We start from the raw sequence: 23,382 nt of genomic DNA on the forward strand, positions 1-23,382 counted from the left end.
CCTTACGCTGCCGAGATCTTGCAGAGAGTACACTTGGTCTCCTGCATCTGGGTCACTGAATCATAGCCATAAGTCTGGGCGGTGTTGGAACTTTCGCCCAGAACATAGGGGTCAGCACCGGCGGGGTATTTGTGCCGCAAGTCCTCGCCCTGGAAATGGCCGCCAAAGTGGAAAGGCATGAAGGCGACACCGGCACCGACCCGATTGGTCAGCATCGCCATCACCTTGACCTTACCGCCTTCCGGACCTTCGACCCAGACCTGTTGCCCGTCCCGAATGCCAAGGTTGTTGGCATCGCGCGGGTTGATCTCGACGAACATATCCTGCTGAAGTTCAGCAAGCCATGGATTAGACCGGCTTTCCTCGCCGCCGCCTTCATATTCGACCAGACGACCTGACGTCAGGATTATCGGGTAATCCTTTGAAAAGTCGTTCTTTTGGATCGAAGCATAAAGGGTGGGCAGGCGATATGCGTGCCGGTCCTCGTAGGTTGGATAGTCCACCACCAGATCACGCCGGTTCGTATAAAGCGGCTCGCGATGCAGTGGGATCGGATCCGGGAAGGTCCAGACGACCGCGCGGGCCTTGGCGTTCCCGAAGGGCGCACAGCCATGCTTGATCGCCACCCGCTGGATACCGCCCGAAAGGTCGGTTTTCCAGTTGGTCTCGGGGCCTGCAACGGCATCGATTGCAGCGCGTTCTTCAGCCGTCAGGTCGCCGTCCCAGCCAAGGTCCATCAGCATCTGCATCGTGAATTCAGGGTATCCATCCTGAATTTCTGATCCAACGCTATAGACACCTTCGGCCAGCAGGTTGTCGCCATCGCGTTCCACTCCGAACCTGGCGCGGAAGGTCAGGCCGCCTTCGGCCACCGGTTTGGACATGTCATAGAGGTTCGGAGTCCCCGTATGACCCATCTCAGCGGTTCCCCAGCACGGCCAGGGCAGACCATAATATTCGCCGTCGTTTGGTCCACCAATGGCTTGCAGCGTGGTTCGGTCGAACGTGTGCTGATTGGCCATATGGCTTTTCAAGCGTTCCGGCGACTGCCCGGTATATCCAATGGTCCAGAGGCCTGAGTTGAATTCACGCGTGATGCTTTCAACATTCGGGGTCTCGGGGTCTTCCATCTCGATATTGCGGAACAGGCGATCCGCCCAACCGAACTTATTGGCGAACTTGGCCATGATGACCTCGTCCGGCAGGCTTTCGAACAGCGGATCAACCACCTTGTCACGCCACTGCAACGAGCGGTTTGACGCGGTGACCGAGCCACGGGTTTCGAACTGCGTACAGGCGGGCAAAAGGTAGACGCCATCGGTGCGGTCATGCAGAACGGCCGAGACAGTGGGATACGGGTCGATCACGACCAGCATGTCCAGCTTTTCCATTGCCGTTTTCATTTCCGGACCCCGCGTTTGCGAGTTCGGCGCGTGACCCCACAGAACCATGGCACGGACATTGTTATCCTGATCCATGTTCGCAGGGTCTTCCAGAACACCGTCGATCCAGCGGGATACCGGGATACCGCTTTCATTCATCAGCGGTTTGTCCTTGCCGTCTTTGCCCTTGATCGTGGCGAACTGGCCCTTCAGCCAATCCAGGTCTTCACCCCAGACGCGGCTCCAGTGGCCCCATGCGCCCGCAGACAGGCCGTAATAGCCGGGCAGGGTGTGGGACAAAACACCAAGGTCTGTCGCGCCCTGCACGTTGTCGTGGCCGCGGAAGATATTGGTACCGCCACCCGAGGTACCCATGTTGCCCAGCGCAAGCTGAAGCACGCAATAGGCGCGGGTGTTGTTGTTGCCGTTGGTGTGCTGTGTGCCGCCCATGCACCAGATGACCGTGCCGGGGCGGTTGTTGGCCATGGTTCGGGCAACACGTTTCAGTTGCGAGCCAGGCACGCCGGTGACGCGTTCTGTTTCTTCAGGCGTCCATTTGGCCACCTCATCCTGAATCTGGTCCATGCCCCAGACACGGGTGCGGATGAATTCTTTATCCTCCCAACCGTTGTCGAAGATGTGCCACAGGATGCCCCAGATCAGCGCAACGTCTGTGCCTGGGCGGAAACGGACATATTCATCCGCATGGGCCGCCGTGCGCGTAAATCGCGGGTCGCAGACGATCAGTGGGGCGTTGTTCTGCTCTTTTGCGCGCAGAACGTGCAGCAGAGAGACAGGGTGCGCCTCGGCCGGGTTGCCGCCGATGATGAAGATGGCGCGCGAGTTGTGGATATCGTTATACGAATTGGTCATGGCGCCGTAGCCCCATGTATTCGCAACACCCGCAACAGTGGTCGAGTGACAGATACGGGCCTGATGGTCCACGTTGTTCGTGCCCCAGTAGGCGGCGAATTTGCGGAACAGATAGGCCTGTTCGTTATTGTGTTTTGCTGAGCCCAGCCAATACACGCTGTCGGGCCCGGATTCTTCGCGGATCGACATCATGCCGTCGCCGATCTCGTTGATCGCCTCTTCCCAGCTGATGCGCTTCCACTCGCCGCCTTCCTTTTTCATCGGATATTTCAGGCGGCGCTCGCCGTGGGCGTGCTCGCGAACCGAAGCCCCCTTGGCACAATGTGCACCCAGATTGAACGGGCTGTCCCAACCGGGTTCCTGCCCGACCCAGACACCGTTCTGTACTTCGGCAACGACGGTACAGCCGACCGAACAGTGGGTGCATACGGATTTGATGTTTTCGACGGCCTGATTGGCCGCTGTCTGGGCACTGGCTGGCGTCACGGTTCCACCCGTGGCACTGATCGCGGCAAGGCCGCCGATCGTCAGGCCCGAGCCACGCAGGAATGCGCGGCGATCGACGGTTTTCTCGCCGACCTGGGACAGGATACTTGTCCGCTGGGGGCGTCTCGCAACCCCGTTGGTCTTTTTCCTAAGCATGTCTTTCCTCCCTTGCGCGCCGTGTCAGCCACGGCTGGCTTGGTACTGCTGAAACCGACGTCAGGGCCAATCGCAACCGTCTGCCGGGTGTGAAAGCGTCCGGTCCTAGAACCGGGTGCTCTCGATGTAGGCGCGTGTATGCGCAGTATCCTGAATGCGGGTTTCGTCGGTCGGCAGCGCGGCGGCTTCGGCCTTCCCGGTCAGGCTGGCGGCAACGGCAGCTGGTGCTGCGGTTCCGGCCAGTTTGAGGAAGTCACGGCGGGTGGCGCCTTCTTCCTTGGTCTTGCTCATGGGAACCTCCTTTCCCAATTGCGGTTTGGCGCCCATGGGACACCGGCGATGTGCGGGTTACCCCGCCGTCATCCGGAACGCTTCGCGCTCGATCTCCATGAACACCCGACCGGCAGTGCCGACGGATGCATAAAGAACCGAGTTCTCGGCTGCTTCCAAATCCGAATAGAAATGCGTGGCCCAGGGGCCGATATGCTTGCTCCAGAATGCCTTTTGGTCATCCAGGGATGCCGGGCTGCCAAAACGCCCGACGATCATTCCGGCCATCATCTCCATCAATGAGGCGATGTTATCTTCGGGCTCGAACACGTTTTGGGCACGTGTGATCCCGCGAACCGCCATGTCATTGCGCAGCTGAGCCAAGGGTTTCTCGTTCAAAAAGCCCGTCAGGTAGAAACTGGCGTAAGGCAGCAACTCACCCCGGCCCAATCCGATGAATAACGCATTGAATTCCCGTTCGGCAGCGGCTGGCTTGGTGACCTTGGCAACCCGCGCCATGGATTGAATGGCCTTGCCGAGATCCGTGTCATCTCCGACCAGACCAGCCATTTGGTTCAGCAACATCTGGTCCGGAGGACCTGCCAGTAACAGACCCAGTAAGTTATAGAAATCCGCGCGCAGGCGATCCTCGGCTGAAACATCCAGAGTGTGCGCGTCACTTGCGGTCATTCGGTCATCCTTCAAATTCAAATGTCATTCGACGTGGCGACGGGGGACGTTCGAGTTCTTCCGGCTCTTCTATCTGAGCAACTGAAACCGGCTGTGGCACGGGATCGGGGTCAACCGGCACGACCTCAGGTTCAGAGAGCGTATCAGCCTCGATTTCGTTTTCTTCCGTTTCTTGCGCGTCGGCGGCCAGTGCCTCGACATGCGCCAGCATGCCTTTTCCAACCTGATAGGCGGTTTGGATGTTTTCGATCACGCAGGCGGCATCGGTGTAGTCCTCGCCGTAATCAACCAGCCCGTCGACATTTGCCAGAACAGGGTTCAGCCGCCACAACCGCCGCAGGGCGCGGCGCCGAAGGCGATCAGGCACTGCCTTGGACATAAAGCCCGAAACATCATCGCAGGGTCCGAGGGTATCGGGATCGGGAAGGTTGAATTCGGCCAAAATCTCAACGTCACTCTTTTCTTCAAGTTCAGCGTGATGGGCTGCGATCACTTGTTCTTCAAGGGCCAGCGCCTCGGCTTCAGCTTCGGCCTGAACGGCAGCCTTTCGGCGCGACCAGAAATCACGCCGCTCTGTCATTGCAGCACCCGTCTCGGGGCGCGGAAAACATCCGATGCCTGCCGGATACGCGCGTCGCCCTTACCATCCTCCACCAAATCGGTTCGCTTTCTGTCGCGACGGCGCTTGACGAACACTTCGTGCTGGTGATGTTTCAGGGTGAAATCCCGTACCCAGGCGATCAACCCTTCGGTCATTGGGATTTTCTCGACAATCTCTTCGCCGGTGTCCGCGTAATCCTGCCCCTGGAACGGAGAAGCGGTGATCAGAACTGCATTCAGGGGCGTGTCGCCCTTCAGCTCATTCCGCAGTACAAGATAGATCGAGGGTTGCCCGTCCGACAGGTTGACCAGGTAGGCTTCAGTCTCGTCCGCCCAGAGGGTCAGGGGAAGGGTGGCAGCGTGGTATTCGACCGCCTCGCCTTCGCGGCGCAGTTCCTGCCAATCGGCTGGCCCTGCACCGGGCAACACGGCGACCGCGCGCCAGTTCCAGCGGGCCCAACGTGTGACCCCGGGTGTTTTGCGCACAATGACGCCAACCGGCATGTCGATCTGGCTTGCGGCCTTGGCCACTGGATCCTCCCCGAAAGGCTCTCCCCTGCCTTTCCATGTCCACTATGGTACACAAAATAGCCACGTGCCAAGCCTGCGCTTTAATACTTTGGTCGTATTCCCGGTAGCGTCTTCGTGATCAAAGCCTGAGAAGGCTTTTGTTTTATGGGATTTTGCCGCGAAACTCTGCCGGGCGCGCTGTGCACTTCGCAGGGTTGAAGTTGCTTCATCGGGAATGCAGCCTAAAGTGCAAAGGCGGGAATGCAGCCTAAAGTGCAAAGGATCGGGACTGCTTCCCGAGGGAGGGGACATGGGCACGAAACTTTTGCTCTGCGATTGCGCGGGAACTCAGGCGCTGGATCCGGACAGGATCGAAAGCGCCTGCGGGATTACCTGTTCAAAGGTGCATACCGCGCTTTGCACAAAAGAACTGCAATCTGCTGCATCCTTGATGCAAGAGGGCGATACCGTCATCGCCTGTCTGCAGGAACAAGAGGTGTTCCGGTCGCTTGCCGAAGATATGAATGTCGAAATTCCCGGCTTTGTCGACCTGCGGGATCGCGCCGGTTGGTCCGATCAGGGCGCGGATGCGACGGCCAAAATGGCTGCCTTAGCTGCCGAAGCGTTCCTGCCGCAACCGGTGACGCCCAGCGTTGATGTTATCAGCGAAGGCACGTGTTTTATCATTGGTCCTGGTACCGTTGCCTTTGGACTGGCGGAAAGGTTGGCCCGAACACTGGCGGTAACCGTTCTGGTCACGGATCAGGCTGAGCCAGACTCTCGGGCCTTCGATGTCATTCGGGGACAATTGCGGTCTGTTTCGGGTGCTCTGGGTGGGTTTTCCTTGCGTCTGAACAATGTGCAGCAAGTGGTTCCCGCAGGCAGGGGTGCTTTCAATTGGACGGAACCAAGAGATGGGGCGCAATCGGCCTGTGATATCATCGTTGACCTGACGGCGGGCACGCCCTTTGTGCAGGCTCCGGCCAAGCGCGAGGGGTATTTGCGGGCTGATCCCAAGGATGCGGTGTCTGTAGAACGTCTGGCTTTTGACGCCGCCCAACTGGTCGGAACATTCGAAAAACCCCTGTACGTGCGACTGGAGGAAACACTTTGCGCCCATTCGCGGGCGGAACAGGTCGGATGCTCAAACTGTCTGGATATTTGCCCAACCGGTGCAATCACACCCTCGGGCGAGCATGTGGCGATTGATCCGATGGTCTGCGCCGGGTGTGGCGAATGCGCGGCGGTCTGCCCGTCAACGGCGATAACCTATGAAGATCCACCTGTTTCGGCCCTGTTGTCACGGATGCATATTCTGGCACGCACGTACCGAAGGGCAGGCGGTATCGCACCCCGGTTGCTTGTGCACGACGCCTACGGGGCCGAAATGATAAGGCTTACAGCAAGGTTCGGCCGGGGATTGCCTGCGGATGTTATCCCGCTGGAATTGAAAGTGATATCCGGGTTCGGCCATTCGGAAATGCTGGCCGCGCTGGCACATGGATTTGCGCGTGTGGATGTGTTGCTGGCCCCGAAGACCGAACGGGATGCGCTGGATCGCGAAATTGAACTGGCACGTGCCATAACCAGTTCGGATGCGATCGGGCTGATCGAGGAGGTGGACCCTGATGCGATGGCAGACTTGCTGTATGCGCAAAATGTCCCCGAACCGTTGGCAAATCCGGTCTTGCCACTTGGCAACCGCCGACAAATCGCGCGGCTGGCAGCACAGGCCCTGAACCCGCAGGCCAAAGCCCCGCTGCCATTGCCTGAAGGTGCGCCTTACGGTGCCGTTGCTGTGAATACAGACAGTTGCACGCTCTGTCTTAGTTGCGTGTCGCTGTGCCCGTCCGGAGCTTTGATGGATAACCCTGACAAGCCCCAGTTGAACTTTCAGCAGGATGCGTGCCTGCAATGCGGAATGTGCAAGACGATCTGCCCCGAAGACGCGATCACCTTGGTGCCGCAACTGGATCTGAGCGACGCTGCCCTGTCTCAGCAGGTCCTGAACGAGGAGGAACCGTTTGCCTGCATCGAATGCGGGGCTCTGTTCGGGGTGAAATCAACCGTTGAACGGATCATGGAAAAGCTTTCGGGCACGCACCCGATGTTTGCCACATCGGATCAGGCACGGATGATCCAGATGTGCGACAATTGCCGGGTGAATGCTCATTTCCAGCAGCAGGACAATCCGTTCCAGTCAAAACCCAAGCCTCGGGTCGTTACCACCGAGGATTACTATTCGGATAGAAAGGATCACTGAAGCTTTAGCGGCGCGCCCAGATCAGCGGCGTCTATGCGCGAAACAAACGCCAGGATGGCTTCAAGATCGTCCAACGTCATCTTGACCGGGTGAATTGGGGATGGGCGCTCGGGATCAAAGGGCGGTGTCAACCCGTCGATCTGCGTGAATGCGGGGTGGGGATTGAGGGCAAAGAACGCTTCGAACCGTTCCGACCAATCCGGCATCGCGCGCAGGACGGCGAAAGAGGGGGTCGAGCCAAGCCCGTTCATCCGATTGCGGGGGCCAATCACATGACATCGACCACAATGGGTCATCGACAGTTCTTCGCCCAACACGGTGTTGCCGTCCAAGGTATCGTCCGACTGGGTGACCTTGGGATCAAAGCTGGCGCTGAACGGTTCACCAACCACAGGAGGAAAGCTTTCGACAGTGCGCTTGCCGATCTCTGATTGCAGCCAGTCGCGAAACCGGATTTGACGATCATCGCCTTCGATCCGCAGGTGATAAACCACGCCACCACGGGCAAAGACAGGATCGCCGGGTGGTTCGGTTACCAGCACCATGGCACCGGCATCATCTGCGACAACGCGTATCCCGGTCTTGAGAGAGAAGCGAGGAAGGATATGTTGCAACAGACCGGAGTCGTTAACCTCTGCCGGAGCCGCAAGGCCAATCGCCTCCTGCGACAAGGAGGGGGTGGCGGTGAGCGTCAGGCTCAGGCACAACAAGACAAGGCGCATGGTTTAGCCTAACTATGAAGGCTGTTACGCGTCAAATGAACAGAAAGAGACGGAGACACATGCAATGAGCGGCGACCAATACATGTCGACACGCACGCCCCTGTCGGCGGGGCATACCAAGGAGAGAACAGCATGAGTGTTCGTGACGCGGTTCTGGCGAACCTGAAAAAGATCACCGATCCGGTTTCAGGTCAGGACATTGTCAGTGCGGGCATCGTGCGTGCGCTGAATGTCGAGGGCGATACGGTTCGCTTTGTCCTTGAGATCGACCCGAAGCATGCCGAAAAGATGGAACCTGTGCGCGCAACAGCTGAAAAGGCCGCACAGATGGTTGAGGGCGTCGTAAATGTATCGGCCCTGATGACTGCTCATTCCGACAAGGCGCCGCCGGATCTGAAGCCGAAACCCAAGCCCTCGCAAACTGGACCGCAGGCCGTTCCCGGTGTCTACCGGATCATCGCGGTTGCGTCTGGCAAAGGGGGTGTGGGCAAATCCACCGTGTCGGCCAATCTGGCCTGTGCGCTGGCCGCAGAAGGGCGGCGCGTGGGATTGCTGGACGCGGATGTTTATGGGCCGTCGCAGCCTCGGATGTTGGGTGTCTCGGGCCGTCCGGCCAGCCCCGATGGCAAGACTATCCTGCCGCTGCGCAACCACGGCGTCACCATGATGTCGATGGGGTTGATGACCAATGAAGGGCAGGCCGTTGTCTGGCGCGGGCCGATGCTGATGGGGGCGCTGCAACAGATGATGAGCCAGGTGCAATGGGGTGCCCTGGACGTGCTGATCGTCGACCTGCCGCCCGGTACCGGCGACGTGCAACTGACGCTGAGCCAGAAATTCAAGGTGGACGGCGCTATTGTCGTCTCGACGCCGCAGGACGTGGCGCTGATTGATGCCCGCAAGGGAATCGATATGTTCAATCAGCTCAAGACGCCTATCGTTGGGATGATCGAAAACATGTCCACGCATATCTGTTCGAACTGTGGGCATGAAGAACACGTCTTTGGTCATGGTGGTGTCAAGTCCGAGGCCGAGGCGATGGGCGTGCCGCTGCTGGGTGAAATCCCGTTGCATCTGGACATTCGTATCGCCGCAGACGGGGGTGCGCCTATTGTGGTCAGCAAACCAGACAGCCCTCAGGCTGAGGCTTTCCGCAAGATCGCCCGCGACATGATCGCCAAAGGCACCGCATGAGCCAACCGGTCTTTCCCCCTTTGTTGACGGGTCACCCGGTTCAGGGTGGGGAAGACCCGTTTGAACGCGCCCAGGCTATGGCGGCTTTGGGCTGCGATGCGGGGGCGGTTGTTTATAACATTCAGGCCGATTACCTGCGTGTCGCGATCGTTTTCGCGCCCGAGGTGCCGCTTCGGGACGCGATGGCGATGCTGCCGCTTTGTGCCGTTGGGTTTCAGAATGCGCTGGGCGCTCTGGCCCCACCCGAAGTGGCGGTGCATCTGGGGTGGGACGGTCTGATTTGCGTGAATGGTGCGAAATGCGGTGTGTTCCGCGTTTCGGCCTCCGGGGGAAACGCGGAAGAAGAACCGGATTGGCTGATTGTCGGCTGGGAGCTCGCATTGATGCAAACCAGCAGCGCGCCCGGCGAAACGCCGGATGTCACAGCCCTTTACGATGAAGGTTGTGCCGTGGTTTCGGCCACGCAACTGGTCGAAAGCTGGTCACGCCATATGCTGACCTGGCTCAACCGCTGGCAGGAGGATGGCAACGCGCCCCTGCATGCCGAATGGATGGGCCTGCTGCGTGGCGTAGGTGAGCCACTGGTTGATGGCGGTGTATTCCTTGGCACGGATGAGAGGTTTGGAATGCTGATCCGCGACGGGGTCAACACCCGCCTGCGCCCGCTGACGGAACTATTGGAGAACGGACGATGAAACTGGCCCGCGCGATCCATTTCGATGAAAGCGACATGAACGTGTTCCATTCTCCGGCACGTACGGGCGAATGGTGCGTTTCGGGCGGGTTCGAGTTTTCGAACTGGAGCGGCGCGGATCTGGAAGGTAAGGCGCGTCAGGCTTTTGCGAATGGCTGGCTGGGGTTGGAAACCTTTGGCCGGGTGACATTTGTGGCGGTAACCCAGATCGAAGCGGCTGAAAGGGATCAGATCACCCGCAATCTGGCAGAACATTTCGTGCAGTATTACGGAGCGCCCTCGGTCGAAGCGGCATTGAGCGTGGCACAGAACGAAATCGATCACATGTCAGAGCTGTGTGAAGACCATGCGGCCAACACGCTGCTGACCGTCGCCAGAGAATTGTCTGAGACAGGAGTGCACGAAGCCTTTCGTGTGATCACTCCGCAAGACGCACAGCTAGAGGTTCTGGCGGTGCATGGGTCGCTGGACGACTAGAAAGGGTCGACAAACCCGCCGAACTGACCGCGCTTGAAGATCAGACCCTTGCCGGTGCGGTACATGACCTGATCCACATGACCCACAATGATCAGATGATCTCCAGCCTCGTGCCGGGCATGCAACCGGCAGTCAAACCGTGCCAGACAATTGGCCAGCTGCGGGCGATCAGCCTCGTCCGTCGTCCACTCGGCATGGGTGAAATCCACACCGTCGCGGGCAAATCTAAGCGCCTGGTCCTGTTGATCCTGAGCCATCACATGGATCGAGTAATGCGTGCAGGTGCTGAAAGTGTCGAAGCGGTTTGACTCTTTGGCCAGGCACCACAACACCAGCGGCGGATTCAGGGACACTGACGCGAACGAGTTTACAGTGATTGCACGCGGGCCGTCTTCGGTTTGCGCAGTTATCACGGTGACGCCCGTTCCGAAACATCCCAGCGCCTCACGAAAGGCGTGGCTTTGATCCGGGGTCGGTGTGAAAATCTTTTCCGTCATATCGCGCGCGTGTTCCTTGGCCGCGCATCAGGTGCCATGCGTGGCCCGGATTGTCCACGAAAAGCTGAACGGCGTTTGCAAATTTCAGCGTTAATTCAGGTCTTCCAGAAGACGCCCGTGTTTGCGGGTCTGGACGATGACTTCGCCAAAGGTGTTCAACCCGCGGGCCTGCAGGATGGGCAGCATCTTGACCAGTGCCTCGGCTGTTGCCACTGCGTCACCCAATGCCGTATGGCGCAGCGCCTCGGGGATCGTGATGTCCAGCCGTTCACAAAGTGCGTCCAGTGTATGTGTATCGCTCGCACCGAACAAAACAGCCGACAACAGAACAGTGTCGAGTATCGGGTGATCCCATTCGACTTCCATACGCATGGCATGGCGGCGCAGGAACGCCATGTCGAACGGGGCGTTATGGGCCACGATCACCGCATCGCGTGAGAATTGGTGAAACACACGTCCGGCTTTGACGATATCCGGTGCGCCCTGAACCATGCGATCACTGATCTTGTGCACGCGGGTCGAGGCGGCAGGGATCGGAATGCCCGGATCAACAAGCATGTCCAGATGCTCGCCCGCGACGATCTTGCCTTTCACAACGCGGACCGCGCCGATTTGAACAATCTCATCCTTGTGTGGCAGCAAGCCGGTTGTTTCCGTGTCGAAGACCACAAAACACAGATCCAGCAAAGAGCGGTTTTCGAACGCGCCGTCACCCGGCGTGTCCAGCAACTCGAAATCATAGACCAGCGGGCGGGCCTCATCTGGCGACATACGGGCAACGCTGTCTTCGAACACCAGCATGTAACCGGGTGCGTCCCCCAGTGGCTTCATGCGGGCCGAATAGGTTTGTCGGCCGTCCACGCTGGTCAGGGTGCAGAAGACATCCTTACCAGATTTGCACAACTTCCCATACGCGTCCGTCAAACCCGTCGATTCGATGTATTCGAAGAGAGAAGCGTTTAGGCGAGGATGCGCGATCTGGGCCAGCACCTCGGCCGCCTGTCCGTCATACAAAACGATTTGGTGTTTCGGACTGGCCAGCAACATGGCGACCGGGATTTCGGTCAGAAGGGCGGTGAGGCGCTGTTTTTCCGCCGCCAGATGAGCGGTTTCGGCTGCCACCGCCTCGGCCGTGTGCATGGCATTTGTGGCAAGTTGTTCGGCAAGGCCGGCCGCTGCAGGGGCCAGATCGCCCAGGTATCGCGCGGCCTGCATGTCCAGATTGGTGCTGACACCGGCATGAGCGCGGGCCCGCAATTGCGCTGAAAGCCGTTCGATCGGCTTGGCGACATTGTCGTCAAACAACAGCCAGACACCTGCGATCAAAGCCAGCAATCCAAACCCGATCAGAACCTCGGCAAAGATGAAGTCATCAAACAGGTCAGGTTGTGCGGCCCGGGCATAGGTGATCCACAGGGCGGCGGAACTGATTGATATCCCGCCGAGCGCGAGCAGGCAGAAAAACAGAAATATCCTGAGCCTGAGGCTTAACCCTGTGAGCATGGTCAAACCCCGCAGGTGGCGTCGATGATGGGGTCGGCAGGCCCGGCAGATATCCAGTCTGCATTCAGAAGACGTCCGTCATCGGAAAACTCAGCACCGTCCGCAAGGTTGGCGCGACGATTCTCGGCACAGTTTACGGCCACGGGCAGTTTTGAAACCGGGGCCCAGCGTCCGAAGAAGTAAAGATCGACAAGCCGTTGATCTGGCACGTTTTCGTTTGTTCGCACCGACACGGTATCGATGGCGGCAAAGCGGTCGACGAAGGGCATGGCGTAGGTCCACGGGCGGTAGAGGGCGCGGCTTTCAACCTCTTGCACGATTGCCATCTCCTTGGGAAGCTGTTCGCGCGTACGCTCATACCAGGAATACTCGCTGGAGATGGTCACAGCGATCATCCCCAAACCCGCCGCGACCGGAGTAACCCATTTCGGCAACCGCCCTCCGGTCAGCTTGTTCAGCACAAGAACGATACCCGCAAAAGCGAAGCCCGCAAAAACAGTGCCGATCAATTCCAGAAACATCGTGTCACTCCGTTCTTCAGATGCATGTCAGCCCAGCATTCCCTTGCCGTGGCCGACCGCCGATTGCATCGTTTTTACCACAACGAAGGCGTCACGAAGATGACTTCGCTCAAAGTCCGAAAGATCGGAAGGTGGCAGATAATTGTCTGGTTTCTTGCCTGATTTGACCAGTTGGACCTGATGTTCCAGCCGGGTTTCGGCGATCAGATCATAGGCGTCCAGTAAATCGCGTGCACCCGACGCGCTGAGAACGCTATTGGCCTCAGCCGCTTTAAGGCGGGCGCGGGTATTGGCCTCGGGCAGTTCGCCTTGCAAGGCGTAGATCCGCGCCAGATCCACGACCGGAACAACACCATTGTGTTTCAGATCCAGCGTATTGCGGTGTTCGCCCGACCGGATGGTTGCAAACCCACGCAGCAACCCCAGCGGCGGGGTGTGTTTCAACGAGTTCGAGATCATATGTGCGACGAAGATCGAATTGGACCTGGCCGCCGCCAATGTGTCGGCCTGCAGGTCGGCGAACAGGTCGAACGCGCCGCCAATCGGACGCAAGTCAAACATGACCGAGGCCAGCATCTGCGCTTCGGGGTTCGGTTTGGCGATCCATCCCTTGAAATAGTCGCGCCAGACACGCACCGGCTGACACCAGCGCGGATTGGTCGCCATCATGTCGCCGGGGCAATAGAAATAGCCACAGGTATCCAGCCCATCCGACACAAACTTGGCCAGCTTTGCAAAGTACTCCATATCCGCATCGGTCACGCCGTCATCCAACATCAGGCAGTTGTCCTGATCCGACACGCCTGTCTGCTCCTGCCGCCCTTGCGAGCCGCAGGCCAGCCACAGATACGGCACAGGGGGCGGGCCCAGTTTCTGTTCGGCAAGGGCCAGAAGGCGCCGGGTAACCGTGTCAGCAATATCGGTGATCAGGCGCGTGACGATTTCGTGCCGGTTCCCGCCTGCAACCAGTTGCACCAGCAGCTGTGGGATTTCCGCCGTTACCCGCGCCATATCTTCGGCGGTATTTGCCTGCGCGATGCGTCGCACCAGTTCGGCCGAGTTCACAGCCTGGTAATGTGTCAGGTCGGTTTGTGTGACAATACCGACCAGCCGACCGCCCTCGGAAATCGGGACGTGGCCGATGCCGCGTTCCATCATGATGTGCAACACGTCTGAACCAATGTCGCCGGGTGACAGGGTGACGGGGTTTGCGGTCATGATTTCGGAAACCGGCGTGGACGGAGGCAGGCCGTCCGCAACGTACTTGCCCGAGATGTCCCGCAGCGTCGCGATGCCCTGCAACGTGTCGCCGTCCGTGATGCACAGCGACGAGATGTGTTTATCGCGCATGATCTGCGCCGCTTTCTGAACTGGCGTATCCGCGGGGCAGGTGGCCGGGTTATGTGCCATCAGAATATCAATGGAACTGGTCGCAAGGCTTTGCGGGCCACTTCTGTCGCCGCGTGTCCGGTCGAAGAACTTGGCGACCACATCGTGACCGTCGATCAACTCGCGCACCAGATCCGGTGGCAAAACAATCAGGACCGACGGAGTGTGCGCACGCGCCTTGGTGGCTGCCTTACCGTCTTTCAGCAGTCCGCGCTCTCCAAAAGAATTGCGCAAACCCAGTTGAGAGACAACGGCACCATTCTCATCGGTGATTTCAACCTGTCCTTCATAGATCACGAACACACCGGGAAGCGCATGACCCAGTTCATAGACCGAGGTGTCTTCCTCGACTTCCCAGACCTCGATCTGTTTTACGATCTGATCCAGTGCATCAGCCGGTAACGCGTCATAGGGATGAACGGATTTCAGAAACCGGGCGATTTCATCGTGGGACAGGGGCATCTGATGTCTCCGATGTTTTGGTGAAAAAATCCCGCCCAGTGGTATGCCGGGCGGGAGTAGTGGATCGAAAGACGCGGTCGAAGGCAAGTGCCAACGACCGCATCAAGCTCACTTGTTCTGAGCTGCACCCGCACCACGGGGAATGCGAACGCTTTCGACCAGTTCCTTGATCTCCTGCGGAGTTTCCTTGGTCATGCCAGCCACAACATAGGCGACAGCGAAGTTGACCATGGCACCGACAGCGCCGAACGAGGTCGACTGGATCGGACCCAGCAACGGATCGGCATCGGTGAACGAGTTGGTGTCCGGAATGAACAGCCATCCCTTGTGCAGGAAGATGTAGACCAGTGTAACGACCAGACCTGCCAGCATACCTGCAACAGCACCGGTGTTGTTGATGCGGGTCGAGAAGATCCCCATCATCAGTGCCGGGAAGATCGAGGCTGCCGCCAGACCAAAGGCCAGAGCAACAGTCTGTGCCGCAAAGCCCGGAGGATTCAGACCCAGCCAGGTCGCTACAGCAATCGCCACAGCCATCGCAATCCGTGCCGACAGAAGCTCGCCTTTTTCCGAGATCTGCGGGTTGATTGCGCCCTTGATCAGGTCGTGAGACACGGCCGACGAAATCGCCAGCAGCAGACCCGCAGCAGTCGACAGAGCAGCCGCAAGACCACCGGCAGCGACCAGACCAATCACCCAACCGGGCAGGTTGGCAATCTCGGGGTTGGCCAGGACCAGGATGTCGCGGTTGAACTTGGTCAGTTCGTTACCGACCCAGCCTTTTTGTTCCGCAATCGCCTGCATCGATTCAGACTTGTCATTGTAGTACTGAATCTTGCCGTCGCCGTTCTTGTCTTCCCAATCCAGCAGACCGGTTTTCTGCCATGTGGCCATCCAGTCGTACCGAGCATCATTGTCGATCTGTTCGACTGTAACGGCACCACCTTCGATGCCACCATTGGGCCACATCATGTCGGTGATATTCAGGCGGGCCATTGCGCCAACAGCCGGAGCGGTCAGATACAGCAGCGCGATGAAAACCAACGCCCAGCCAGCCGACCAGCGTGCATCAGCAACTTTGGGAACGGTGAAGAAGCGCATGATAACGTGCGGCAGACCGGCAGTACCGATCATCAGCGACAGGGTGAACAGCACCATGTTCAGCGTGTTCGAGTGATGGGCCGTGTATTCGTTGAAGCCCAGCTCTGTCACGATGCCGTCCAGCTTGGTCAGCAGCGGTACACCGCTTGCAGTGTCGCCAAACAGACCCAGTGCCGGAATCGGAGTGCCGGTCAGCTGTAGCGAGATAAAGATGGCAGGGATGGTGTAGGCGGTGATCAGCACGCAGTACTGAGCGACCTGTGTATAGGTCACGCCCTTCATCCCTCCGAACACCGCGTAGGCAAACACAACGCCTGCACCGATCAACAGCCCGGTGGTGTTCGACACTTCCAAGAAGCGGCCAAAGGCAACCCCAACACCGGTCATCTGACCGATAACGTAGGTCACCGATGCAACAATCAGACAGATCACCGCAACGATGCGTGCTGTCTGGCTGTAGAAGCGGTCGCCGATGAACTCCGACACGGTGAACTTGCCGAACTTCCGCAGGTAAGGCGCAAGCAGCAGGGCCAACAGCACGTAGCCACCCGTCCACCCCATCAGGAAGGTCGAGTTGTCATAGCCGGTAAAGGCAATCAGGCCCGCCATCGAGATGAACGAGGCCGCAGACATCCAGTCTGCCGCTGTCGCCATACCGTTGGTGACCGGGTGTACGCCGCGACCGGCGGCGTAGAACTCTGATGTGGAACCCGCGCGGGCCCAGATCGCGATGCCGATGTACAGCGCAAAGGATGCGCCGACAAACAGCAGGTTGATGGTAAACTGATCCATTATCCCCGCTCTCCCTTACTCTTCATCCACGCCGTGTTCGGCGTCCAGCTTGTTCATGCGCCAGGCGTAGTTGAAGATCAGCACCAGAAAGACCAGGATCGATCCTTGCTGAGCGAACCAAAAGCCCAGATCAGTACCACCGACGGCGATGCCCGACAGCAGCGGACGCAGCAGGATGCCGAATCCAAATGACACCAGCGCCCAGATCACGAGGCTGATGTAGATGAGGCGCAGGTTGGCCTGCCAATAGCCCTTGTCGGCTTCGGCTGCCTGCGCGGAGTTTGTAGATTGATCCGCCATTGCGGGTTCCTCCTTCGCTTCCTCGTTTGGCGGCCCGGTGCCCAACTCCTCCAGTGCGTCGGTCCGCTTCTCGACAATGCCCAACACCGTGTGGTGACAGGCAAAACTCCACCAGTCCGCCAAGGCGGTCTTTTGAAGTATTCTTTTTAGGATCAAAGCCTTGTGGCTTTTCTCCTCCCCTTAACTCATTACGTCGCCGACGATCCCTTCGAGATCGCCTGCGATATCTTCGATCCTGCCCATAGCATTGATGCGTTTCAGAACACCGTGACTGTCGTAGTAGGTGATCAACGGCGCGGTCTGTGCGTGATAAGCCGCCAGGCGCGAAGCCACGGTTTCAGCGTTGTCATCCGCGCGGCGCTTGAATTCGGTGCTGCCGCACTTGTCGCACTTACCGTCTTCGGCAGGCTTCTTAAACTGGTCGTGGTACCCTTCACCGCAGCCCGCGCAGGTATAGCGGCCCGAGATGCGGATCACCATTTCTGCATCTTCCACTTCCAGGCTGATTGCTGCGTTGATCTTTTGGTCATTGGACGCCAGCAGACCATCCAGCGCCTCGGCCTGAACCGTTGTGCGGGGGAACCCATCCAGAATGACACCCTTGGCGCAATCTGGTTGCGCCATACGATCGCGCAGGATCGCAATGACGATCTCGTCACTGACCAGATCACCGGCTTCCATCACGGCTTTGGCGGCTTTGCCTGCTTCGGTACCTGCGGCAACGGCTTCGCGCAACAGGTCACCCGTGCTGAGTTGAACAAGTCCGAATTTTTCTTCCAGCATCCGGGCCTGCGTGCCCTTCCCGGCGCCCGGAGGGCCGAGAAGGATAAGAACAGCGGGTGTGGTGATTGTGGCAGCGTCCATCACATCCTCACTTGTTCGCGCGGTTTTCGATCAGGTCTTCGACCACCGACGGGTCGGCCAGCGTCGAAGTGTCACCCAGCGAACCGAAGTCGTTTTCGGCGATCTTGCGCAGGATGCGACGCATGATCTTGCCCGAACGTGTTTTGGGCAGGCCCGGGGCCCACTGGATCACATCGGGGCTGGCGATCGGTCCGATCTCGGTCCGGACCCAGGTGCGCAACTCCTTGCGGAGCTCTTCGCTTGGTTCACGGTCGTTCATCAAAGTGACATAGCAATAGATGCCTTGCCCCTTGATTTCATGAGGATATCCGACAACAGCAGCTTCTGCCACGGCGGCGTGCGCAACCAGTGCGCTTTCCACCTCGGCCGTTCCCATGCGGTGGCCCGACACGTTGATCACATCGTCCACGCGGCCGGTGATCCAGTAGTCGCCATCTTCATCGCGACGGCAGCCATCACCAGTGAAGTAGTAGCCTTTGTAATCCGAGAAATAGGTCTTTTCGAACCGCTCATGATCGCCCCAGACGGTGCGCATCTGGCCGGGCCAGCTGTCTTTGATGCAGAGCACACCCTCGACACCATTGCCTTCGATCTCGACGCCGGACTGCGGGTCCAACACCACCGGTTCGATGCCAAAGAACGGCTTCATTGCCGATCCGGGCTTCATTGCATGGGCACCGGGCAGGGGGGTCATCAGGTGACCGCCGGTTTCCGTTTGCCACCATGTATCCACGATGGGACATTTGCCCTTGCCGACGACATCGTTGTACCAGTTCCAGGCCTCTGGGTTGATCGGCTCACCCACGGTTCCCAGGGTGCGCAGATCGCTGAGGTCGCATTTCTCGACAAACTCTTTGCCCTGACCCATCAGGGCGCGGATCGCTGTAGGCGCGGTGTAGAATTGGTTCACCTTGTGCTTTTCGCAGACCTGCCAGAAACGCGATGCGTCCGGGAAGGTTGGTACACCTTCAAACATCAGCGTGGTCGCACCGTTGGCCAGCGGGCCATAGACGATATAGCTGTGGCCGGTGACCCAGCCCACATCCGCAGTACACCAATACACGTCGCCTTCATGATAATCGAAGGTGATCTCATGCGTCATTGCGGCGTAAACCAGATAGCCGCCGGTTGTGTGAACAACGCCTTTTGGCTGACCGGTCGAGCCAGAGGTGTATAGGATGAACAGCGGATCTTCAGCGCTCATTTCGGCTGGTGCGCAGTAGTCGTCCGCCTCAAGGGCCATTTCGTTGTAATCAAAGTCACGACCGTCGATCCAGGTGGTCTGACCACCGGTGCGTTTCACGACAAGGCACTTGACGGTATCCTTGCAGTGCAGCAGCGCCGCGTCGGCATTGGATTTCAGGGGCGTTTTACGACCACCGCGCGGAGCCTCGTCCGCAGTTATGACGACCTTGGCGTCACAGCCATTGATCCGGGCCGCCAACGCGTCCGGCGAGAAGCCTGCAAAAACGATAGAGTGAATTGCGCCGATCCGCGCACAGGCCAGCATGGCATATGCAGCCTCGGGGATCATCGGCAGATAAATGACAACGCGGTCGCCTTTGCGCACACCCAAAGATTCAAGGACATTTGCCATGCGGCAAGTGCGGCGGTGCAACTCCGCGTAAGAGATATGCTGAGCCGGATCATTTGGATCGTCCGGCTCCCAGATGATTGCCGTTTGATCACCGCGGGTTTTCAGGTGGCGATCCAGACAGTTGGCCGAAACATTCAAGGTGCCATCGGCATACCAGTTTATCTTAACCGAACCGAAATCGTAGTTAACGTCTTTGACCTGGGTGAAGGGTTTGATCCAGTCAACGCGCTTGCCTTGCTCGCCCCAGAATGCGTCGGGGTCACTGATCGAAGCGGCGTACATGTCGGAATATTTTTCGGCATCAACATGCGCACGTGCGACGGTTTCTGCGGATGGCGGATAGGTCTTGGCATCTGCCTGGGCAGCGGTGGTCATTTTTGAGGCTCCTCCCTCTGGACTGGATTGCGTTGGGACATTTTTTGCCACTTGGTCCGGCAATGTCGATCCCGTTCCTCCCCGAGTTCGAATATTACCGAGTTCTGAAAATAAATAAATAAATTGCCGGAATCCCTGAATTTATTTGTAAAGAAATTTCTAACTACGACCATATCTAGTAAAGAAAACGCACTAATTCCGTAAAAATCCATTTAAAATATATGGATAGGTGTAACACATGTCCTACTTGCAGTTCCTAACACAAGTAGGTGTCAGTCCACGAATGTCGGGTTTTTCTACATGCGCAATCCAAGCGGGAACTGCTTCTGATACCAGCGGAAAACCAAGGCAGGGTTGGCACAGTAGAATGTTGGCGCTAGCTTGATCCTCAAGCGCCTCGGGAGGAGGCGCATCAATGGGAGATCAAATGATGAAAAAGATGTTGAGCGGCGCCGCTGTCGCCGCCCTGAGCTTTGCCTTTGTCGGTGAAGCTTTTGCTACTGAGTGGAACGCATCGGTCTGGGGCAAGCGTCGAGCCTTCACCGAACATGTTGAAAAACTGGCCGAACTTGTTAGCGAAAAAACCGGTGGTGAATTCACCATCAATGTCAGCTATGGCGGGTTGTCCAAGCCGCGCGAAAATCTGGACGGCATTGAAATCGGCGCCTTCGAGATGGCTCAGTTCTGTGCAGGTTACCACCGCGACAAAAACCGCGCGATTACCGTTCTGGAGCTGCCTTTTCTCGGCGTGAACAACCTGCAGGAGGAGGTGGCGGTCAGTCATGCGGTTTATGACCACCCCGCAGTCAAGGATGAGATGGCGCAATGGAACGCCCGCATCATCATGACCTCACCGATGCCGCAGTATAATCTGGTCGGCACTGGCGAGCCGCGCGATGAACTGGCTGATTTTGACGGAATGCGGGTCCGTGCAACTGGCGGTTTGGGGCAAGCCTTCGAGGCGGTCGGAGGTGTTCCGACTTCGGTCCCGGCAACCGAGGCATTCAATGCCATGGAATCCGGTGTCGTCGACACCGTGGCCTTTGCCCAGCACGCACATCTGTCTTTCGGGACGATCAACGAAGCCGACTGGTGGACGGCTAACCTGAACCCGGGAACGGTAAACTGCCCGGTCGTGGTCAACATTGACGCTTACGAGGCTCTGCCGGCTGCGCATCGCGAGGCGCTGGATAGCTCGATTGATGAGGCGATTGACCACTACCTGACAAATTACGACGGATTGCTCGAGCAATGGGACAGTGTTCTGCAAGAAAAGGGTGTCCAGAAAGTCATGATTGATGATGCCGTGATTGCAGAATTCCGCACCAAAGCAGCCGACCCGATCCGTGAAAAGTGGATCGCGGAAATGACGGAACAGGGGCTGCCAGCGCAGGATCTTTTTGATCTCGTGCAGATGACGCTGACGCAACAGCGCGGCGGCAACTGATCCTGAACCCGGGTGCCTGCCAGGCACCCGGTACACCAATATTGGGGAAAACTGGAATGGCAGGACAGGCCACAGTGCTGGTGGACGGAAGTCGTCTGAGCCAGCTGGATCAGCAGTTGTTGAAACTGGAGCGTTTTCTCGCGCTCATCAGCGGTTTGGCAGTATTTGGCCTGATGGTCCTGGCCGTTATCTCGGTCAGTGGGCGCAATGCCCTGAATGCCCCATTGCCAGGATATGTTGACTGGATCGAACAGGCGATGCCATTGATCGCATTTCTTGGCATTTCTTATGTTCAACGCGACGGTGGCCACATCCGCATGGACATCGTTCTGTCGCGCCTTCACGGCAGAGGGTTGTGGTTGTTCGAACTGATCTCGGTGGTTTTGATCCTGCTTCTGATGCTTGCACTGGTTTGGGGCAGCTGGTCTCACTTCGACCGCTCCTTTGATTTCGGTGCACCATTGTGGAGCCGCGACAGTTCCATTGATATCGGGATTCCATTGTGGCCCGCCAAACTACTGGCCCCTATCGCGTTTTCTGTTCTGTGCCTGCGGCTTGCCTTGCAGATCTGGGGATATGGCCGGGCTTTTTTGCTGGGACTGGAAGCTCCGGTGGCCGTTCCGTTGATTCAGGACGCGGCAGCACAAGCAGCGGCTGAGGCCGAACAGTTCGAAGGGCAGGACTGATTTATGGACACGATAGAAATTGGCCTCTGGGTCACAGGCGGGCTTCTGGTCTTTGTCGTGGTCGGCATGCGCGTGGCTTTTGCTGCGGGTTTGGCCGGGTTAATTGGGCTGATTTGGATTTTTTGGGCCAAGTTTGGGTATGATCCGGCGCGGTTTGGAAAAGCGCTGACTGTTGCGGTCAAAACCGCCGGGCAAGTGCCGCATTCCAAAGTTGCCTCTCATACTCTTAGCTTGATCCCGACCTTTATCCTGATCGGGTATCTGGCTTACTACGCAGGTCTCACGCGGGCATTGTTCGAGGCTGCAAAACGCTGGGTCGCATGGGTTCCCGGAGGGTTGGCGGTTTCAACCGTATTCGCCACTGCTGGTTTCGCCGCGGTGTCGGGTGCCTCGGTTGCCACCTCTGCCGTTTTCGCCCGCATCGCGATCCCGGAAATGCTGAAGGTAGGCTACAACAAACGCTTTGCTGCTGGTGTGGTGGCCGCCGGAGGAACGCTGGCATCACTGATTCCACCATCGGCTATTCTGGTGATCTACGCGATCATCGTCGAGCAGGATGTTGGGAAGCTGCTGTTGGCGGGGTTCATTCCGGGCGCGTTTTCAGCGATCATCTATGCCGTGCTGATTGTCGGGATCGCTGTGATCTTTAAATCTGTCGGTCCTCCAGTCACAGGCTTTACATGGAAACAGCGCTTTTCGGCCCTTCCCGGAGCCATTCCTATTGTCGCCGTCATCCTGATTATCATCTGCTTTGTCTATAACCCGTTTGGTGAAAAAGCGTGGGGCACACCGACGGAAGGCGGCGCAATCGGCGCCTTCATTGTCTTCTGCTTCGCCTTGTTCCACGGGATGCGATGGAGTGAGTTCAAATCAGCGTTGCTAGAGACGGCCAAGCTTACTGCGATGATCTTTTCGATCATCTGGGGCGTTCTGATCTATGTGCGGTTTCTAGGGTTCGCAGACCTTCCCGGCGCCTTTTCTGACTGGATAACTGGGCTCGAGATGTCGCCCATGTTGATCCTGATCTGTATTCTTCTTGCCTACGCCGTGTTGGGCATGTTCATGGATGCGATTGGAATGCTGCTCTTGACCTTACCTGTTGTTTATCCGGCGGTTATGGCGCTGAACGGTGGTGAATCTGTCAGTGCCGCAGACAGTGCGTTTGGCATGTCCGGCCCGATGTGCGCGATCTGGTTCGGAATTCTGGTAGTCAAGATGGCCGAATTCTGTCTGATCACACCGCCCATCGGACTCAACTGCTTTGTCGTCGCCGGGGTGCGACCGGATTTGAGTGTTCAGGATGTTTTCAGGGGTGTGACACCCTTTTTCGTGGCCGACGCGCTGACCATAGCAATGCTCGTGGCTTTCCCTGGTATTGTACTCTACCTGCCATCGCTTGCGGGGTAGGTAGGATGCGAGGCTCTGCCTCGCGCTCCGGGATATTTAGAGCCAGATGAAGAACGGATCCCCTGCTTCATCTGGCCAATAAATATCCCGGGGGAGGCGCGCCCGGCACGGGTGGCGGGGGCAG

General features: G+C 58.1%; 21 protein-coding genes. 7 read left to right on the forward strand and 14 right to left on the reverse strand.

All coding sequences use genetic code 11. The features are described from left to right. Positions 1-2 precede the first annotated feature (2 nt). The 5 genes from ACR0J7_RS00260 to ACR0J7_RS00280 form a co-directional block, all read right to left on the reverse strand. Positions 3-2,897, reverse strand: a complete 2,895-nt coding sequence (locus tag ACR0J7_RS00260) for a formate dehydrogenase subunit alpha (protein WP_267365565.1) — start codon at positions 2,895-2,897, stop codon at positions 3-5. 105 nt (positions 2,898-3,002) lie between these two features. Continuing rightward, positions 3,003-3,188, reverse strand: coding sequence for a ubiquinol-cytochrome c reductase iron-sulfur subunit N-terminal domain-containing protein (locus ACR0J7_RS00265; protein WP_480476672.1), 186 nt, complete (start codon positions 3,186-3,188; stop codon positions 3,003-3,005). Between the two features lie 57 nt (positions 3,189-3,245). Continuing rightward, on the reverse strand, positions 3,246-3,857 hold the full coding sequence (locus tag ACR0J7_RS00270) for a TorD/DmsD family molecular chaperone (protein WP_480912959.1): 612 nt from the start codon (positions 3,855-3,857) through the stop codon (positions 3,246-3,248). Positions 3,858-3,861: 4 nt separating this feature from the next. Continuing rightward, positions 3,862-4,437, reverse strand: coding sequence for a DUF3306 domain-containing protein (locus tag ACR0J7_RS00275; protein WP_480912961.1), 576 nt, complete (start codon positions 4,435-4,437; stop codon positions 3,862-3,864). Continuing rightward, a complete protein-coding gene (locus ACR0J7_RS00280) occupies positions 4,434-4,988 on the reverse strand; it encodes a DUF3305 domain-containing protein (protein ID WP_267365561.1) in 555 nt (184 codons plus the stop codon). Before ACR0J7_RS00280 ends, ACR0J7_RS00275 begins: the two co-directional genes overlap by 4 nt. A 289-nt stretch (positions 4,989-5,277) precedes the next feature. On the opposite strand from ACR0J7_RS00280, the gene ACR0J7_RS00285 reads away from it, so the two are divergent. Next, positions 5,278-7,230 carry a 4Fe-4S binding protein gene (locus ACR0J7_RS00285; RefSeq protein WP_480912963.1) on the forward strand — a complete coding sequence of 651 codons (1,953 nt, stop codon included), beginning with the start codon at positions 5,278-5,280 and terminating at the stop codon, positions 7,228-7,230. Here ACR0J7_RS00285 and ACR0J7_RS00290 read toward each other — a convergent pair. Further along, on the reverse strand, positions 7,224-7,952 hold the full coding sequence (locus ACR0J7_RS00290; protein WP_480485895.1) for a hypothetical protein: 729 nt from the start codon (positions 7,950-7,952) through the stop codon (positions 7,224-7,226). The two genes, ACR0J7_RS00285 and ACR0J7_RS00290, sit on opposite strands and share 7 nt — an antisense overlap. Before the next feature lie 132 nt (positions 7,953-8,084). Here ACR0J7_RS00290 and ACR0J7_RS00295 point away from each other — a divergent pair, with 132 nt between their 5' ends. Genes ACR0J7_RS00295 through ACR0J7_RS00305 form a run of 3 tightly spaced genes read left to right on the forward strand, consistent with a single transcriptional unit; the run spans position 8,085 to position 10,317 of the window. Further along, positions 8,085-9,146, forward strand: a complete 1,062-nt coding sequence (locus ACR0J7_RS00295) for an Mrp/NBP35 family ATP-binding protein (protein WP_480909152.1) — start codon at positions 8,085-8,087, stop codon at positions 9,144-9,146. Beyond that, positions 9,143-9,841 (forward strand): biotin/lipoate--protein ligase family protein, encoded by a 699-nt coding sequence (locus ACR0J7_RS00300; RefSeq protein WP_480912964.1) that lies wholly within the window; start codon positions 9,143-9,145, stop codon positions 9,839-9,841. The genes ACR0J7_RS00295 and ACR0J7_RS00300 overlap by 4 nt, the downstream gene beginning before the upstream one ends. Continuing rightward, positions 9,838-10,317, forward strand: a complete 480-nt coding sequence (locus ACR0J7_RS00305; protein WP_480485889.1) for a DUF6505 family protein — start codon at positions 9,838-9,840, stop codon at positions 10,315-10,317. Before ACR0J7_RS00300 ends, ACR0J7_RS00305 begins: the two co-directional genes overlap by 4 nt. Here the strand turns inward: ACR0J7_RS00305 and ACR0J7_RS00310 are convergent. The 8 genes from ACR0J7_RS00310 to acs all read right to left on the reverse strand — a co-directional run bounded on the left by ACR0J7_RS00310 (position 10,314) and on the right by acs (position 19,718). Further along, on the reverse strand, positions 10,314-10,814 hold the full coding sequence (locus ACR0J7_RS00310) for a flavin reductase family protein (RefSeq protein ID WP_480565128.1): 501 nt from the start codon (positions 10,812-10,814) through the stop codon (positions 10,314-10,316). The two genes, ACR0J7_RS00305 and ACR0J7_RS00310, sit on opposite strands and share 4 nt — an antisense overlap. Positions 10,815-10,904: 90 nt before the next feature. Continuing rightward, the gene (locus ACR0J7_RS00315; protein ID WP_480913373.1) at positions 10,905-12,317 is read right to left on the reverse strand and encodes a 3'-5' exonuclease; all 1,413 of its coding nucleotides are present in this window, start codon (positions 12,315-12,317) and stop codon (positions 10,905-10,907) included. Between the two features lie 2 nt (positions 12,318-12,319). Continuing rightward, positions 12,320-12,838, reverse strand: coding sequence for a hypothetical protein (locus ACR0J7_RS00320; RefSeq protein ID WP_480485883.1), 519 nt, complete (start codon positions 12,836-12,838; stop codon positions 12,320-12,322). A gap of 27 nt (positions 12,839-12,865) precedes the next feature. Beyond that, positions 12,866-14,689 carry a DUF294 nucleotidyltransferase-like domain-containing protein gene (locus tag ACR0J7_RS00325; RefSeq protein ID WP_480909158.1) on the reverse strand — a complete coding sequence of 608 codons (1,824 nt, stop codon included), beginning with the start codon at positions 14,687-14,689 and terminating at the stop codon, positions 12,866-12,868. 108 nt (positions 14,690-14,797) lie between these two features. After that, a complete protein-coding gene (locus ACR0J7_RS00330) occupies positions 14,798-16,582 on the reverse strand; it encodes a sodium:solute symporter family protein (RefSeq protein WP_480481301.1) in 1,785 nt (594 codons plus the stop codon). A 15-nt stretch (positions 16,583-16,597) separates the two neighbouring features. Next, on the reverse strand, positions 16,598-16,882 hold the full coding sequence (locus tag ACR0J7_RS00335) for a DUF4212 domain-containing protein (RefSeq protein WP_209504901.1): 285 nt from the start codon (positions 16,880-16,882) through the stop codon (positions 16,598-16,600). A 180-nt stretch (positions 16,883-17,062) separates the two neighbouring features. After that, complete coding sequence (locus ACR0J7_RS00340) at positions 17,063-17,746, reverse strand: adenylate kinase (protein WP_480565122.1); 684 nt, start codon at positions 17,744-17,746, stop codon at positions 17,063-17,065. 7 nt (positions 17,747-17,753) lie between these two features. Beyond that, positions 17,754-19,718 carry an acetate--CoA ligase gene (gene acs, locus ACR0J7_RS00345; RefSeq protein ID WP_209504160.1) on the reverse strand — a complete coding sequence of 655 codons (1,965 nt, stop codon included), beginning with the start codon at positions 19,716-19,718 and terminating at the stop codon, positions 17,754-17,756. A 430-nt stretch (positions 19,719-20,148) separates the two neighbouring features. On the opposite strand from acs, the gene ACR0J7_RS00350 reads away from it, so the two are divergent. Genes ACR0J7_RS00350 through ACR0J7_RS00360 form a run of 3 tightly spaced genes read left to right on the forward strand, consistent with a single transcriptional unit; the run spans position 20,149 to position 23,258 of the window. Continuing rightward, the gene (locus tag ACR0J7_RS00350) at positions 20,149-21,165 is read left to right on the forward strand and encodes a C4-dicarboxylate TRAP transporter substrate-binding protein (RefSeq protein WP_480565280.1); all 1,017 of its coding nucleotides are present in this window, start codon (positions 20,149-20,151) and stop codon (positions 21,163-21,165) included. 56 nt (positions 21,166-21,221) lie between these two features. Continuing rightward, positions 21,222-21,851, forward strand: a complete 630-nt coding sequence (locus ACR0J7_RS00355) for a TRAP transporter small permease (protein ID WP_480565119.1) — start codon at positions 21,222-21,224, stop codon at positions 21,849-21,851. Positions 21,852-21,854: 3 nt separating this feature from the next. Beyond that, positions 21,855-23,258: a TRAP transporter large permease gene (locus ACR0J7_RS00360; RefSeq protein ID WP_209504158.1), complete on the forward strand. Its 1,404-nt coding sequence runs from the start codon at positions 21,855-21,857 to the stop codon at positions 23,256-23,258. Positions 23,259-23,382 lie beyond the last annotated feature (124 nt).

The organism is Ruegeria sp. O4 (assembly GCF_056535125.1).

Excerpts from the sequence above, each read along its gene's own strand:
- ACR0J7_RS00260 (WP_267365565.1), bottom strand. The coding sequence starts at position 2,897 with ATGCTTAGGAAAAAGACCAACGGGGTTGCGAGACGCCCCCAGCGGACA.
- ACR0J7_RS00265 (WP_480476672.1), bottom strand. The coding sequence starts at position 3,188 with ATGAGCAAGACCAAGGAAGAAGGCGCCACCCGCCGTGACTTCCTCAAA.
- ACR0J7_RS00270 (WP_480912959.1), bottom strand. The coding sequence starts at position 3,857 with ATGACCGCAAGTGACGCGCACACTCTGGATGTTTCAGCCGAGGATCGC.
- ACR0J7_RS00275 (WP_480912961.1), bottom strand. The coding sequence starts at position 4,437 with ATGACAGAGCGGCGTGATTTCTGGTCGCGCCGAAAGGCTGCCGTTCAG.
- ACR0J7_RS00285 (WP_480912963.1), top strand. The coding sequence starts at position 5,278 with ATGGGCACGAAACTTTTGCTCTGCGATTGCGCGGGAACTCAGGCGCTG.
- ACR0J7_RS00290 (WP_480485895.1), bottom strand. The coding sequence starts at position 7,952 with ATGCGCCTTGTCTTGTTGTGCCTGAGCCTGACGCTCACCGCCACCCCC.
- ACR0J7_RS00295 (WP_480909152.1), top strand. The coding sequence starts at position 8,085 with ATGAGTGTTCGTGACGCGGTTCTGGCGAACCTGAAAAAGATCACCGAT.
- ACR0J7_RS00300 (WP_480912964.1), top strand. The coding sequence starts at position 9,143 with ATGAGCCAACCGGTCTTTCCCCCTTTGTTGACGGGTCACCCGGTTCAG.
- ACR0J7_RS00305 (WP_480485889.1), top strand. The coding sequence starts at position 9,838 with ATGAAACTGGCCCGCGCGATCCATTTCGATGAAAGCGACATGAACGTG.
- ACR0J7_RS00310 (WP_480565128.1), bottom strand. The coding sequence starts at position 10,814 with ATGACGGAAAAGATTTTCACACCGACCCCGGATCAAAGCCACGCCTTT.
- ACR0J7_RS00315 (WP_480913373.1), bottom strand. The coding sequence starts at position 12,317 with ATGCTCACAGGGTTAAGCCTCAGGCTCAGGATATTTCTGTTTTTCTGC.
- ACR0J7_RS00320 (WP_480485883.1), bottom strand. The coding sequence starts at position 12,838 with ATGTTTCTGGAATTGATCGGCACTGTTTTTGCGGGCTTCGCTTTTGCG.
- ACR0J7_RS00325 (WP_480909158.1), bottom strand. The coding sequence starts at position 14,689 with ATGCCCCTGTCCCACGATGAAATCGCCCGGTTTCTGAAATCCGTTCAT.
- ACR0J7_RS00330 (WP_480481301.1), bottom strand. The coding sequence starts at position 16,582 with ATGGATCAGTTTACCATCAACCTGCTGTTTGTCGGCGCATCCTTTGCG.
- ACR0J7_RS00335 (WP_209504901.1), bottom strand. The coding sequence starts at position 16,882 with ATGGCGGATCAATCTACAAACTCCGCGCAGGCAGCCGAAGCCGACAAG.
- ACR0J7_RS00340 (WP_480565122.1), bottom strand. The coding sequence starts at position 17,746 with ATGGACGCTGCCACAATCACCACACCCGCTGTTCTTATCCTTCTCGGC.
- acs (WP_209504160.1), bottom strand. The coding sequence starts at position 19,718 with ATGACCACCGCTGCCCAGGCAGATGCCAAGACCTATCCGCCATCCGCA.
- ACR0J7_RS00350 (WP_480565280.1), top strand. The coding sequence starts at position 20,149 with ATGAAAAAGATGTTGAGCGGCGCCGCTGTCGCCGCCCTGAGCTTTGCC.
- ACR0J7_RS00355 (WP_480565119.1), top strand. The coding sequence starts at position 21,222 with ATGGCAGGACAGGCCACAGTGCTGGTGGACGGAAGTCGTCTGAGCCAG.
- ACR0J7_RS00360 (WP_209504158.1), top strand. The coding sequence starts at position 21,855 with ATGGACACGATAGAAATTGGCCTCTGGGTCACAGGCGGGCTTCTGGTC.